The organism is Actinoplanes sp. ATCC 53533 (genome assembly GCF_003947245.1).
The window spans coordinates 56856-70425 of the sequence record NZ_QHHV01000020.1 but is presented as its reverse complement, the minus strand read 5'-3'; the positions used below and the strand labels follow the sequence as shown (position 1 = coordinate 70425).

Sequence of the window (13570 nt, the reverse complement as noted above, 5' to 3'; positions counted from 1 at the left end):
CGGCCGGCGACATCAACGGCCCGAGCACGCCCGCCGGAGGGGTGCGTCGGTGCGTTCGACTATCCGGGGTGGACACCGAGGGCTCCGCCAGGAGCCGGGAAGCGAATATCCAGGACTTCTCCAGGCTTCGGCTCAACGGCACGGGCGCTTGATCCGTATCAGTAGGCGTGCCTCGTTCGCGCGGCTGGCAGGGTTTCCGGGTCCGGATCTGGAAGATCGACATGTATGGGGTGTTTGGCCGTTATGCGTATCCTGCTGGTGGAAGACGACGACACGATAGCCATACCGCTGATCGACGGACTCGGTCGCTACGGATTCGTCGTCGAGCGCGCCCGAACCGGGCGCGAGGCCCTGTCGTGGCCCGACGCCGAGATGATCCTGCTCGACCTGGGCCTGCCGGACGCCGACGGCATCGACATCTGCCAGCGGATCCGGGCGCGGTCCGCCGTACCCATCATCATGCTGACGGCCCGCGGCACCGAGGTGGACCGGGTCGTCGGCCTTGAGGTGGGCGCGGACGACTACCTGGCCAAGCCCTTCGGCCTGCGGGAACTGGTGGCCCGCATCCGGGCGGTGACCCGCCGTACCCGGGTCTCGGGTTTTCCCGACGCCCAGCCGGCCGCGCCGGCAGCCCCCGCGCCGGCGCCGGCGGACGCCGCGATGATCCGCGTCGAGGAGCTGCTGATCGATCGGCGCACCCGCCGGGTCTGGCTGCACGCCCGGGAGATCGTGCTGGCGCTGAAGGAGTTCGACCTGCTGGTCGCCCTGGCCGTCGATCCCGGTGCGGTCCGCACCCGGGAACGGATCATGGAAACGGTGTGGGACGAGCACTACTACGGCTCGACCAAGACCCTCGACTTCCACGTCGCCGCGCTGCGGCGCAAGCTGGGCGATCCGGCCTGGGTGCAGACGGTACGCGGCGTCGGCTTCCGGCTGGTGGTCCCGGACGCCGACGCCGCGTCGCTGGCCGGCGCGGTCAGCTCGGGCGGTCGGCCCGCATGACCCGTCGGCTGCTCCTGTCGTACCTGTCGTTGACCATCGTGATCCTGCTCGGCTTCGGTGTCTCCCTGGGCCTGACCTACGCCTCCGACCAGCGCCAGCGCGCCCAGCGGCTGTTCGAGCGGGAGGCCGCCGTGCTCGCCGACCTCGTCGAACAGGACATCCGGCTCAAGGACTACGAGGATCTGCCGCGCCTGGCGGCCGAGTACGCCCGGCTGAGCGACGGCCGGGTGCTGATCCTCGACCGCCAGGCCAAGGTGCTGGCCTCGGCGCCGGAGTCCACCACCGCCGCGCTGTCCGACGGCGAGCAGCGGGACCTGATGACCGCGCTGGCCGGCGGGCGCGCGACGAGCATGCGCGATTCGGTCACCCTCGGCACGGAGGTGTTCAGTGTCGCGGTGCCCGCCGCCTCCGGAGGCACGACGCTGGGCGCGGTCCACCTGGCCGCGCCCACGGACGAGGTCACCGAGGCGATTCATCGCGTCGTGGTGGCGCTCGCCGTCGGGGCGCTGGCGATCCTCGGGTGCGTCGCCGGCGTCGGCGTCGCGCTGGCTCGCTGGACCACCCGGCCCATCCGGGCCCTGGAGAACGCCACCGACCGGCTCGCGGGCGGCGTGCTGGACACCCCGGCGGCCACCAATATCGGCCCGCCGGAACTGCGCAGGCTGGCCGCCACCTTCAATCACACCGCCAAGCGCCTCCAGCTCCTGGTCGAGCAGCAGCGCGGCTTCGCCGCGGACGCCTCGCACCAGCTGCGTACCCCGCTGACCGCCCTGCGGCTGCGCCTGGAGAACCTGGAACCCGACCTGGCGCAGAGCGGACAGGCCAACCTCGACGCGGCGATCACCGAGATCGACCGGCTCGCCGACCTGGTCGAGCAGCTGCTGTCGCTGGCCCGGCTCGAAGAGGGAGGCGCGACGCCGGCCGTGGTCGACCTCGACGAGGTGGTCGCCGGCCGGATCGCGAACTGGACCACTCCCGCCGGTGAGCAGGGCGTACACATCGCCGTGGCCGGCGTGCCGCCGGGTGAGGTCCTGGCGGTGCCCGGGACGCTGGAGCAGATCCTCGACAATCTGCTGTCCAACGCGCTGCGGGTCGCGCCGCGGGGAAGCACGATCACGATCGACCGGCGGCGGCTGGGCCGCCCGGGGATGCCGGCGGTCGTCGGTGACGTGCTCCTGCACGTCCGCGATCAGGGCCCGGGGATGAGCGCCGAGCAACGTCGCCTGGCGTTCAACCGGTTCTGGCGCGAGCCCGGCGCCGCCAAGGGCGGATCGGGACTCGGGCTGGCCATCGTGGCGCGGCTGGTGCAGGCCAGCGGGGCGCACATCACCCTCGACGACGCGCCCGGCGGTGGCCTCGACGCGGTGATCGCGCTGCGGCCGGCCCGCACCGAACCGGTCCTGTCGCGGCTGAGCCAGTACCGGGCCCGGCACCGGCACGGACTGCGCGAGCGCACACCCGCGGTGAGCGCGAGCCGATAGCGCGGGGCCGCCCGTTGCGGTGGAGCCTGCCACTGATCAGGTGAAACGGGTGGCTTGACCGGCCCGCCGGGTTGACAGTTGAGGTGAAGGGGTGTGGCCGGGGCAACCGGCCCCATCGTCGTGCTCAACCGGTCCGTGGAGAACGCCATGCCGCACGGCCAGTACCCGCCGTCCCGCAAGACCCGGCCCAGGGCGAAATTCGCCCCGCTGCTCTGGGCCATGGCCGCGGTGGGCACCCTGGTCGGACTGTTCCTGCTGGGTGCCGCGGCGCAGAACGCCGGGCGCGACGCCGACAGCGCCTCGGCCACGGCCGCCGCCGGCCAGCCGAAGGGGAACGGACAACCGAACCGGAAGGTGGCCAAACCTCCGGGGGTCGGCGACGCCGTGCGCGACGGCAAGTTCGAGTTCGTCATCTCCCGCGCGGACTGTGCCAAGTCCAGCGTCGGCAGCAAGTATCTGAATCGCAAGGCGCAGGGCAAATACTGCGTGGTGCACCTATCGGTCAAGAACATCGCCGACCAGCCGCAGCTCTTCCTGGGCAGCGCGCAGAAGGCGTTCGACGCCGCCGGCACCGAGTTCACCGACGACAAGATCGCCGGACTGTACGCCAACGACGACACCCAGACGTTCCTGCAGAAGATCGACCCGGGCGACAAGGTCGTGGGGAAGATCGTCTTCGACGTCCCGACCTCGACGGCGCTGACCACCGTCGAGCTGCACGACTCGTTCTTCTCCGGCGGCGTCCGGGTGACGCTCCCGGCCTGACCCGACACCTACGGCACCTGGGAGCAGTTCCAGTGTGCCTACAGAGGGCCTGCGGCCATCCGTGTGCATTCACATTTCGGCAGAGGCAGAGGTGAGCCGGATCCTGCCTACATGCCGGTGTAGGTGTGGTTGTCGATCCCGTAGGTGTCTGCGCGGGTGCGCCTCCGTCGAGTTGTGCCGCTGTCCCGCGCGGGCCCGATCATGGCGAGGAAACCCGCGAAGGCGGCGGGAATCACTAGGGTCCCGCCCACGATTGCGAGCCCGATCGCGACAGTGGGACGGTCGCTGGCCGGGATCGCCTTCCACAGTTCAGCCACCGTTGTGAGGATCGGTTTCAGCCCCCACACCCAGAGGCAGACGGCCACAACGGCGAGAACCATGATCCCGGTCAACACCCCGCCGAAAATCTTTGATCTTCGCGTTTGGGGTTTCCGCTCCATCATTCACCGCCGGTCTCTCGGCGTCACCCAGCCGTGTGTCCTGGAAAATATCGAGACCCGCTCCGCGTGGGGGCGGAGCGCCGGCCCCGGTCGAATGCCTCCATGCTGCCAGTGCCGCGCACCCGAGTGGGGATTGGTTCGTCCAAGGTTGCCCTGATCCGTCGCTATAGCGATAAGTCCACGCTGATGGTTGGACTCCGCGGTGACCGCAGTGCTGGGTCGGCTCATCTGGCTGGCGGCCGACCGCACAGCTCAGCGCCTTGTGGAAGGGAACGTGCCGCCAGCCTGGGGCCGGGGACACAGCCTCCGGGTGGCAGCGGGAACAGGGCCAGGCCGCGGGCGGCGGCCGTGAGGGCGGCGTCTACCCCGGTTCGCACACGCACTCCCCGTACGGGTCGCCGCCGCTTCCGGCGCCGCATCCCGGGCCAGCCTGAGTTCAGCGACGTTCAAGCTCGCGTCGACCAGGATGTCACTCGCGGTCCCGTCGCTGCGGGCGGTCGCCCGGGCGTGCGACGTCGGATGCGCGCCGGGACTCACCGCCCAAGATCTCTGCGCCTGTATACACGGGGTACTGTCGCTGCGCATGCCCGGAGCTCGCTAGAGGCCGAGTGGGACCGGCTGGTCCGGCGTCCCTGCCATGAGAAGCGCTGCCAAGGGTGTGGTGAGGTCGCGGGGTGAGAACAGCTCAGGTCCCGGATGGCCAGCGATCTCCGAGAGCTGCCACCACCGGAACGCGGCCAGGTGCTCCGCGGCGAGTTGGTCGTCTGTCAGCTCGCCGCGGGGCTGGAAGTGGGGCGCGCGGATGAGGAAGTAGTCGTTGACGATGCCGTCGAAGCCCGGTGCGTGGTCAGCGGCCACGACTTCCTGGTGCCAGACGTGCGGTGGATCGGCGGTGATCGTCAGGCCGGTCTCCTCGCGCAGTTCTCGGCGCAGAGCCGTCAGCGGGTCCTCGCCGGGCTCGATGCCGCCGCCCGGGGCCGCCCAAACGGCCATCGCCTGCTCCGGCACCGCCGGGTGGGGAAAGTCGAACCGGCAGAGCAGGATGCGGTCGTGCTCATCAAGGATGATCGCGCGGACGGAGCGGCGCAGGTTCGGCACCGCCGCAGAGTATCAACCGAGAGATCGAGCGCTGGCTCTGAAGCGAGTTGCTGTCGCATGGCAGGCTCCTGCACCGTGATCAATGATTTCGCGAAGGACTTCCTCCACGGCCGGCTCAAGGTGATTCGTGAGGCCCTGGTCTGGAAGCTCGACGGCCTGTCCGAGTACGACGTCCGGCGTCCCTTGACAGCGACCGGGACCAATCTTCTCGGTCTGGTCAAGCACCTGGCGACCTGCGAGGCCTGGTACTTCGGTGAGGTCTTCGGCCGCCCGTTCCCGGAGCCGCTGCGGCACTGGCGGGACGCCGACGGCAGCGACCTGTGGGTCGCCCAGGACGAGACCCGGGAACAGATCCTCGGCTTCTACCAGCGCGCGTGTGACCATGCGGACGCCACGATCCAGGCGCTTCCCGTCGACGCCCCCGGCCACGTGCCGTGGTGGCCGCATCCCGACGTGCAGCTGTTCACCGTCGTGGTCCACGTCCTGCAGGACACCACCCGGCATGCCGGGCACGCCGACATCCTGCGCGAACAGCTCGACGGCCGGACCGGGCTCAGAGCCGAGCACGAGCAGCGGATCGACACGGCGGCCCGGGAGACCTACCGGGCGAAGCTCGAGCAAGCTGCCCGGGCGGCGGCCGGCGGCTCGTCTGGGCCTACCTCAGCACGATGACGTTGTAATAGTTGAGCCGGTCGACGGTCACCGTGAGCTTGCCGTGCCGGCACGAGGAGGCCGGCACCTTCGACCCCGCGAAGTCCGGGGAGATCATGGTGATCCGCCGCGGGCAGGATGGCACGTCGGTTTCCACGGCGAAGCCGGCCTGGGCGATGATGCCCCGGTCGTAGTGGTGATTGACCAGGTGCAGCGTCCTCGTTCCGCTGCCGCGCTGGACGAGCACGCTGGCCGAGACGTGGTCCGCCCCGGCGCGTACGGCCTGCGTCCCGGCGGCGTTGTCGCGGTAGAGCGACCGGTGGCTGCGGTAGAACTGGCTGTAGGTCTGGAAGAAGCCCAGCAGGCCCTGCTGCTCCGCGGTGGGGCTGCCCACGGTGTCCTTCAGGTGGAAGGCCGGGAAGAGGCCGTTGGCGTAGGCCTCGGCGCCGAAGATCCGCCAGTAGTCCCGCTGCTCGCCCGGCGGCAGGTTCAGGTAGTTGGTCATCATGTCGTTCGGCCAGTCGATGAACACCGCGACCGGAACGTCACCGGCGATCTGCCGGCTCTTGTCCTTGAGGTAGCGGTAGTTCGCCTGCAGCGACTTGGCGCCGTTGAGGTGGCCGTCGACCACCGGCACGTAGTCGGCCCCGCGGTAGTCGGGCGTCTGCTCGTCGGGGTTCCACGGGTACATTCCCACGCTGGTGAAGTCCACGTACGGCAGCAGCCCGTTGGAGCTGATCAGGATCCGGCGGTGTGCCGTGCGCCTGGCGTAGGCGCGCAGCTCGTCCACCGTCTGTTTCCAGTAGCGCCGCAGGTAGGTGGCGGTGAACGAGGTGTCGTCGGCGTACATCCGGTTGGCGATCACCCGTCCCCACTCGCCGGCCAGCGGATTGGCCGCCGCGAGCGGGTCGAGATGCCAGCCGTGCGCCCGCAGGTAGCCGCGGTAGTTGAAGTTGCGCGCCAGGTCGTCGGGCGCGACGTCGCCGCGGACCAGGTTGTCGTCAGACATGCCGAAGCGGGACTTCCAGTCGGCGGCGGTGAAGGCGGGATACTTCGCCAGCAGGTACCGGTTGAAGTCCGCGACGGCGTAGTCGTCGAAGCCCTCGTTGCCGTTGAAGCCGTACTTCTGCCCGCCGCTGAACCCGGCGTTCACCTCGTCGAAGTTGACCCCGTCCACCCCGCCGTCGACCTGGATCTTGGCCCAGTCCAGCAGGTAGCGGCGGTACTTCGGGTTGAACATGTTGCCGCGCCGGGCCGGCTCGGGAAACCCGAACTCGTCATGGGGCACCGGGTTGTTGTCGGCGTCGCGGGTGGACATGTCATCGAAGACGGCGGCGGTGGCGAAGTCCTGCGGGAAGATGACGCTGGCGGTCCCGCTGCCCATGAACGTGATGCCCTTGCGGTGATAACGCGCGATCTGGGCGAAGTTGTAGTCGGTGGCCTCGTCGCCGTTGGTGGACCACTTCCCGATGGCCCGGATGGTGACGTCGGGCGCCAGCCGGTAGACCTGCGGATCCTCCTGGCCCACGTCGGACTGGCTGAAGGCGAACACCGCGAAGTCGGCGGCCGGGCCCCCAGCGCCGGCCGCGGCGGCGGGTGGCGCCCCGATCGCGAACGCCGGCAGGGCGGCGCACAAGGACCAGCGCAGGAGTCTGGATCGCCGTGACATCGTGCTCCTCAGGGGGAATCCCGCGAGCATATGCGGCAGCCATCGATATAGAAAGTGGTCAATTCATTGGTACCACCGCAGCTGGACCGGACCCAGCAGGCCGCACGCCTGCCGGGTGGCGACGGCGAAGACCGCCGGGTTGGTGGTCCGCAGCCGGTTGAGCAGGGTCGTGGCCACCTCGACCTCGATCGTGTTGGGCCCGGCCCGCAGCCTCAGGTCGGCCACCGGGTGCAGCACGTCGACCGGCGGCAGCAGCCGGCCGTTGAGGCGTACCCGGCAGGTGTCGACCACCTTGCCGAGCTCGAGCAGGGCGCGCCGAGCACCGGCGGGCGCCTCCACGGTGGTGCGGTAGCGGCCGATGCCGGAGACGTCGGCCAGCTCCGGGATCGACGACCAGGGCAGCAGCCCGTCGAGCGCCAGGCGGTGCCGGGTGACGCCGGCGGGCTGCCAGTCCTCGACCTCGAGCTCCCAGCCGGTCAGCGGCGTCGGCGGCCCGACGAACCGGCGGACCGGTATCCCGGCGGGCCGGTGCCGCAGGGCGAGCAGCATCGACTGGCCGGGCTGCAGGGCGACGCGCACGCGCACCCGGTTCCCGACGCGGGTGAAGGCGACGCCCTCGCTCCGGCCCGTCCAGGCGTCCACCCGCACCGGCACCGACCGCGGCGACCGGGTGGTGAGCCACACGTCCTGGTCGATCGGCGGGATCACCCGGTTCTCCGCATGCCGCGCGTTGGCCAGGTAGTAGTGGTCGGTGTCGCCGTCGACCCGGTGCACGGTCATCAGCGACGACCGTTCGTACTCCACGTCCCGGGTCACGCCCAGCCCGGCCAGCGCGGCCGGGATGCCGCTCTGCTCGGCCACCACCCGTACCACCGGCAGCGCGAGCAGATCGCCGAGCAGCGCCCGCAGCGCCGCGTTCGCGGCCGGGGAGGTGCGGCCGGTCACGTGCGCGTCGGACCAGTCGCCGAGCACCACGATCGGCAGGCCGGCCCGGGCGAAACCCAGCAGCCGGCGCGCCGCGCGTACCGAAAGGGTGTGCTCCCGGCCGCGGAAGGCGTCACCGTCGAGGATGATCGCGCGATAGCGCGGCGGGCCCAGCCGGCGGTCGCGCACCACCGCGGCCGGCAGTTCCAGCGACGCCTCGTCGACGAAACCGTGGGTCCAGCCGATCGGGATGCCGTCGTTGGTCGCCCAGGGTGCACCGATCCCGGTGGCGGCGAAGCCCTTCTGCCGGAAGAACGCGAGATCGGTACGGGCGGTGCCGGTGCGCAGGACCTGCTGGGTACGCGCGAACCAGCCGGCCACGTCCGCCACGTGCCGCCACGTCGGCTGCCGCGGCCCCCACGCCTCGGCATAGCCGATCCCGGTGCCGCCGTAGGGCGAGAACGCCGCGAACCCGGGCCACGCGGCGCCGGGGGCGTCCCGGTATGCGAACCCGTGCAGCACCGCCTGGTTGACCCCGCCGGCGAACACGCTGCCCATGGTCTGCAGCACCTTGTTCCACGTCGTGCTGTAGGCGCCGTTGGCGTACGCCGCAGCCTCGCACGACAGCAGTTCCGTGCCGGCCATGTCGCGGGCCGAGGCCAGCACCCGGAAGTCGTCCAGGTTCTTGAAGCCGAGCGACTCGCCCTCGGCCACGTCCAGCAGCGTGGCGCTGCGGATCGCGTCGGTGGACAGCCCGTACGGCTGGGCCCGCAGGCTCAGCCCGAGGCCGTGCGCGAAGGCGCGCAGCGGCAGCAGGTGATGCTCATGGTAGAGATCGGACAGCACCTGATTGAGGTCGTCGCGGGCGTGGGTGGTGGTGTCCGCGTCGAACGCGTACAGGTACTTGCCCTTCTGCTGCAGCACGATCGGCAGATAGGGCAGCAGGTCGTAACCGGTGCGCCGGGCGAACTCGGCGATCAGCGCCGGCGTCCACAGCGTCGCGTCGGTCTCCAGCTCGAGGGAGTCCTCGAACAGGTCGCCGCCGGCCTCGCGCAGCAGCCGCCGGATGCCGCGGGTCAGCACCACCGCCTGCCACACCTCGACGATCGCCTGCGTGCCGGCCGCGCTGAAGTGGTCGACGACGTAGGACGCCGGCACGGTGTGCGGCCCGCCCTCGGGCTGCTGCCCCGAGCCGCGCACCCGGTAGGTGAACAACAGCCACGACCCGTCCGGCACGGTCACCTCGACCCGCCCGCCGGTCACCGGCACCACCCGCACCGAGGCCGGATCGAGCACACCGGGGGAGACCAGCCGGGCGACCTGCGCGGCGAACACCTCCGGCTCGACGGCGGTGGCGATGCCGCCGGTGAACGGGGTCGCGGTGTGCACCAGCTCCTTGGCGGCGGCGGGATGGTCCGGGGTGATCGTCGGAACCGCGGCCGGCCAGCTCGGGCCGACCGCGAGGTCGACGGTGAGCCCGCGCGCCTTGGCCCGGCGCAGCGCGGTCTGCACCGCGGCGAGCCAGGGCGCGGTGCCCCAGCCGTGCCCGGCGGCGTCGAGGTCCTGCCGGGCGCTGTGGTGCACGTCCTGGATCTCGACCCCGCCGAAGCCGGCGTCGGCGATCTGGTCGATCTCCCGGGCGATCTCCGCCGGGTCGACCAGCCCGTGCGGCCACCACCAGCGGAACTTCGCCCGCGCGTCGGCGGCGGCAGCGGACCCCCCGGCCCGGGCAGGCGCGGGCCAGGGGAGCGCGGCGGCGGCGCCCAGCCCGAGGATCGTGCGGCGCCTCATCGAGTCACCGCCGGCGTCGCGGCGGCAGTGGCGAGGACGACGAGTGCGCGGCGCACGGCGGCTCCCAATGTCGTGAAATCTTTTCACCCCGACGGCGCAGCGGGGGAGGAGCCCGCGACGGCCAGCACACATCGCCCACCGACCCGGAGGTGAAACGTTTTAACAGGGTCGTAACGGCAACGCTAATCTGCCGTCAACGACGGGTCAATAGGGCCCGGTGAATGCCCCATCGCAGTAGTTCGGAGCGATGTTCCGCGAACCGCTCAGCGACCCAGGCGGGCGGAATGACACACCGTCCACTCGTACGCCGACCGCACCGCCCCGACCACACCGGCATCCCGCAACCGCACCATCGCCGGCACCCCCTCGGCGGCACCCGCCTCGATCCCACGCCAACACCGGTCCTGCCACCACAAGACCGTCTCCACCAACAAAGACAGATCACCCCACCCGTACGCCTCAGCGACGACCCGCACCCGCCGCACCGCGTCCACGACCGCCACACCCGGACCCAACGGCACGAACTGCCAGCACACATGCGCCACGTCCTGCACCCGCAGCCCCGGCCCCGCGATGTCCCAATCGATGAACGCCACCGGCAACCCACCCCGAAACACGGTGTTACCGGGGGAGAGGTCGTGATGACACACCACCTCCTGCCCGCCGGCAAGCACCGAACCCGCGGTCAGCTCATGGAACTCCCGCACCAGCCGCGCCACCGCCGCCAGCGCCTCATCACCCACCGGGGGAGCACCCGCACCCCACGGCACCTCACCGTCGACAAAACTCAGCACCTCACGCCCGAACTCGTCCACACCGAGAGACCGCGGCGCCCCGGACCACCCCCGCTCCGCGAAGAACCCGAGCAGCCGGCGCACGAACACAGCATCGGCCGGGGGAGCCTTACGAACCGTCGCGCCGACCCGCACGGCAGCACCGACAAACCCACCCGGCAACGGCTCCTCACTCATGACTCCATCCTCGACCAGCAGCGACCACCCCATCCGCCCGGGGAGCCGCGCGGGGGGAGACCGCAGGCGAGCGCCCTCCGCAGATGGAAGTCGGCGACGTCGAGCATCCACTCCCGGCTCGGGAAGTCACCCTCGGCGATCCGAAGCGGGCCGCCGACCAGCCGGGTGCGAATTCTTGCTGCGGTCGGCGAGCAACAGCCGCGGCGATCGAGCCCCGACCGCTGCCAGCCGACGGGTGGCAGCCTCGAAGAAGTCGATACCGGAGGCGTGGGCGAACGGGTTCGACGGGTCGTCGTGGCCATCGGGCAGCAGCCCGTCCCAATAGTCCTCGTCGGCATCCCACACATAGACGATCGCGCTCGTGGCGTCGTCCAGCGTAGACGTTAGCTTGCTTGGTCGATAATTGACATTATGTCAACCTGAGCGGGGAAGAGGGCCCCGCGCGGCCATACGCGGACTCGAACGGTCGGCGAAAGCTCAGGAGAAGCCGTCTGGTGGAATCGGCGCTCACGGCGTACCGGAATGGTTGGCGGCGGCCGACCGCCCAGCGGAAGCAGACGATCTCGGCCCGGTCGTAGCGTCAGGTCATGAGCAAGCCGTGGACGTGCCGGCTGGGCTGGCACAAATGGACCAGGCATTCCACCGAGGACGGCCAGCCCTACCTGCAGTGCTGCCGTTGCGACAAGGAGAACCCGCACAACAAGATCCCGCCCTCGGCCGCCCTGGGCATGTAGCGCCGTCCCGCGCGCATGTCGCGACGGGGAAAGTCGACGCGATCTCGGGCCCCGCTGAGTGGTTATTTCCTGCATAATATTCCTTATGCAGGACGAACAAGACATCAAGGTAGAAACTCTCATAGAAGACTTCCTCGGCGCAAGGGCGGTCCGGAAGCCCTCCGAGCACACCCTGATGGCCTACCGCCGGGATCTGACCACCGTCCTGAAGCTCATCGGTGACGACGTCACTCTGCGTGACCTCTCCCCCAGGTCCCTGCGATCGGCGTTCGCGATCTTCGCCGGTGGCCGGGCCCCCGCCTCGGTCTACCGCTGCTGGTCGAGCTGGAATTCCTTCTTCGGCTTCCTGGTGGTCGACGGCATCGTCGCCGGCAACCCGATGCCCGCGGTCGGCAAGCCCCGGATGGCGGTCCCCTCCCCCAAGCCGCTGCGCGGGGAGGACACCCCGGAGCAGCTCCTGCAGGCGGTCAACCACCCCGACGAGCGCCAGCGTGATCCCTGGCCGGAGCGGGACGTGGCGGTGCTGGCGCTGGCCCTGTGCGCGGGTCTGCGCCTGTCGGAGCTGCTGGCGCTGCGGGCGGGTTCGGTGCTGGGTCGCCCGGGTGAGCGGCGGGTCGAGGTGGCGGGCAAGGGTGGCCGGCCGCGGACGGTGCCGATCGAGCCGGAGCTGGATGCCGTGGTGGAGCGTTATCTGGAGAGCCGGCGGGTGCGGTTCGGGCGGTTGCGGGCCGGCGATCCGCTGTTGCTGGACCGGAAGGGTGCCCCGCTCAAGCGTGGTGGGTTGCAGTATCTGGTGGAGTCCTGTTATCGCCGGGCGGGTATCACCGACCGGGTTCCGCGGGGTGCGCAGTTGCACGCGTTGCGGCATACCTTCGCGACGCGGCTGGCGGAGGACGGTGCGAACGCTTCGGAGATCATGCGGTTGCTGGGGCACGCGTCGCTGACGACGTCGCAGGGCTATATCGAGGTGACGGCGGCGCAGCAGCGCGCGGCGGTGCGGGCGAACCGTACCAATCGTGCGCTGGGTGGGTTGGCGGATTAGCCGGTGGAGCGCGACCGTCGCTCAGCTCCCGCAGATTGCGAGTTTATTTCGCGTCTGGTCATTGACCCGCGGGTCCGCGGCGTGAGATATAGATGATCGCGCATCGGCGGAGCAGCCGGCCGAGGCGCGTCGATGCCAGGAAAGGCTGGGCTGGACTCGTGTCATCGTCGCCGCTCTCCGCCACGTTCGTCGGGCGCCATCGTCGTGTCCTGTTTCGGATCGCGGCCGGGTTGGCCGCGCTGGGGGTCATCCTTCCGGCGACGGCGGCCTTGGCCGATCCGTTGCGGAATCTGCCGGAGAATGCCGGAGGGTACGAAGCATCGTTCTCGCCCGCCTTCGACTATGACGGCGACGGCTGCTACGCCGTGGCGGCCATCAGTCCGGACGGCACGCTCAACGGCGGGCTGAAGACCACCGGGGCCATCAACGGCAGCTGCCGGGACCGGTCCGATCTGGACAGCTCGCAGACGTATGCCCGGTCGAAGTGCAACAACGGCTGGTGCGCGATCGTCTACGCCAGTTACTTCGAGAAGGACCAGGCTGTGCACGGAAGCGGCCTGGGCGGCCACCGGCACGACTGGGAACACGTCATCTCCTGGGTCGATCAGGCGTCCAACCAGGTCGAGTTCGTGTCCACCACGCAGCATGCCAGTCAGCGGACCTATGCGCGCTCGCAGGTGCGCTTCGATGGGTCGCACCCCAAGGTCGTCTATCACAAGGACGGTGCGTCGACGCACTTCTTTCGGCTCGCCAACACCAACGACGAGCCGCCGGAGAATCACTACCACAACTGGCGCTATCCGCCCCTGGTGGGCTGGGACGGGTGGCCCGGTGCCGGGCTGCGGGACAGGCTGATGAGCGCGAACTTCGGCTCCGCGACCATCAAGATCAAGGATGGTTCGTTCGAGTCTCTGCTCAATGCGGCCAAGCCCGCCGGGATTCCGTTCAATCCGCAGGGCTGAGCTGGGTCGGCCGCCGGAGGTCCGCCTGAGCGGCGGATCT

General features: G+C 70.2%; 13 protein-coding genes. 7 read left to right on the top strand and 6 right to left on the bottom strand.

Annotated elements, in window-relative coordinates; translation table 11 throughout:
* Nucleotides 1-243 precede the first annotated feature (243 nt).
* The 3 genes from DMB66_RS07940 to DMB66_RS07930 all read left to right on the top strand — a co-directional run bounded on the left by DMB66_RS07940 (nt 244) and on the right by DMB66_RS07930 (nt 3248).
* On the top strand, nt 244-1002 hold the full coding sequence (locus tag DMB66_RS07940; protein WP_125803369.1) for a response regulator transcription factor: 759 nt from the start codon (nt 244-246) through the stop codon (nt 1000-1002).
* Nucleotides 999-2483, top strand: a complete 1485-nt coding sequence (locus DMB66_RS07935; protein WP_125803368.1) for a HAMP domain-containing sensor histidine kinase — start codon at nt 999-1001, stop codon at nt 2481-2483. The genes DMB66_RS07940 and DMB66_RS07935 overlap by 4 nt, the downstream gene beginning before the upstream one ends.
* Before the next feature lie 93 nt (nt 2484-2576).
* On the top strand, nt 2577-3248 hold the full coding sequence (locus DMB66_RS07930; RefSeq protein ID WP_125803367.1) for a DUF4352 domain-containing protein: 672 nt from the start codon (nt 2577-2579) through the stop codon (nt 3246-3248).
* Nucleotides 3249-3355: 107 nt separating this feature from the next.
* Here the strand turns inward: DMB66_RS07930 and DMB66_RS07925 are convergent, their stop codons facing one another.
* Together DMB66_RS07925 and DMB66_RS07920 are read right to left on the bottom strand one after the other, a co-directional pair.
* Complete coding sequence (locus tag DMB66_RS07925) at nt 3356-3643, bottom strand: hypothetical protein (RefSeq protein WP_125803366.1); 288 nt, start codon at nt 3641-3643, stop codon at nt 3356-3358.
* A 642-nt stretch (nt 3644-4285) separates the two neighbouring features.
* Nucleotides 4286-4786 (bottom strand): NUDIX hydrolase, encoded by a 501-nt coding sequence (locus DMB66_RS07920; protein ID WP_125803365.1) that lies wholly within the window; start codon nt 4784-4786, stop codon nt 4286-4288.
* Between the two features lie 75 nt (nt 4787-4861).
* Here DMB66_RS07920 and DMB66_RS07915 point away from each other — a divergent pair, with 75 nt between their 5' ends.
* Nucleotides 4862-5458, top strand: a complete 597-nt coding sequence (locus DMB66_RS07915; RefSeq protein ID WP_125803364.1) for a DinB family protein — start codon at nt 4862-4864, stop codon at nt 5456-5458.
* On the opposite strand, the gene DMB66_RS07910 is transcribed toward DMB66_RS07915, so the two are convergent.
* From DMB66_RS07910 to DMB66_RS07895, 4 genes are all read right to left on the bottom strand, one after another.
* Nucleotides 5442-7106: a hypothetical protein gene (locus DMB66_RS07910; protein ID WP_125803363.1), complete on the bottom strand. Its 1665-nt coding sequence runs from the start codon at nt 7104-7106 to the stop codon at nt 5442-5444. The genes DMB66_RS07915 and DMB66_RS07910 overlap by 17 nt on opposite strands.
* 63 nt (nt 7107-7169) lie before the next feature.
* Entirely contained in the window at nt 7170-9821 is a 2652-nt protein-coding gene (locus tag DMB66_RS07905; RefSeq protein ID WP_125803362.1) for a glycosyl hydrolase, read from the bottom strand.
* 263 nt (nt 9822-10084) lie between these two features.
* Nucleotides 10085-10792 (bottom strand): aminoglycoside phosphotransferase family protein, encoded by a 708-nt coding sequence (locus tag DMB66_RS07900; protein WP_125803361.1) that lies wholly within the window; start codon nt 10790-10792, stop codon nt 10085-10087.
* A gap of 126 nt (nt 10793-10918) precedes the next feature.
* On the bottom strand, nt 10919-11137 hold the full coding sequence (locus DMB66_RS07895) for a hypothetical protein (protein ID WP_199752112.1): 219 nt from the start codon (nt 11135-11137) through the stop codon (nt 10919-10921).
* 242 nt (nt 11138-11379) lie between these two features.
* Between DMB66_RS07895 and DMB66_RS61050 the strand changes: the two genes are divergently transcribed.
* From DMB66_RS61050 to DMB66_RS07885, 3 genes are all read left to right on the top strand, one after another.
* Nucleotides 11380-11526 carry a hypothetical protein gene (locus DMB66_RS61050; protein WP_158647167.1) on the top strand — a complete coding sequence of 49 codons (147 nt, stop codon included), beginning with the start codon at nt 11380-11382 and terminating at the stop codon, nt 11524-11526.
* Between the two features lie 85 nt (nt 11527-11611).
* On the top strand, nt 11612-12568 hold the full coding sequence (locus DMB66_RS07890) for a tyrosine-type recombinase/integrase (protein WP_125803360.1): 957 nt from the start codon (nt 11612-11614) through the stop codon (nt 12566-12568).
* Between the two features lie 92 nt (nt 12569-12660).
* Nucleotides 12661-13530, top strand: coding sequence for an NPP1 family protein (locus tag DMB66_RS07885; protein WP_125803359.1), 870 nt, complete (start codon nt 12661-12663; stop codon nt 13528-13530).
* Nucleotides 13531-13570 lie beyond the last annotated feature (40 nt).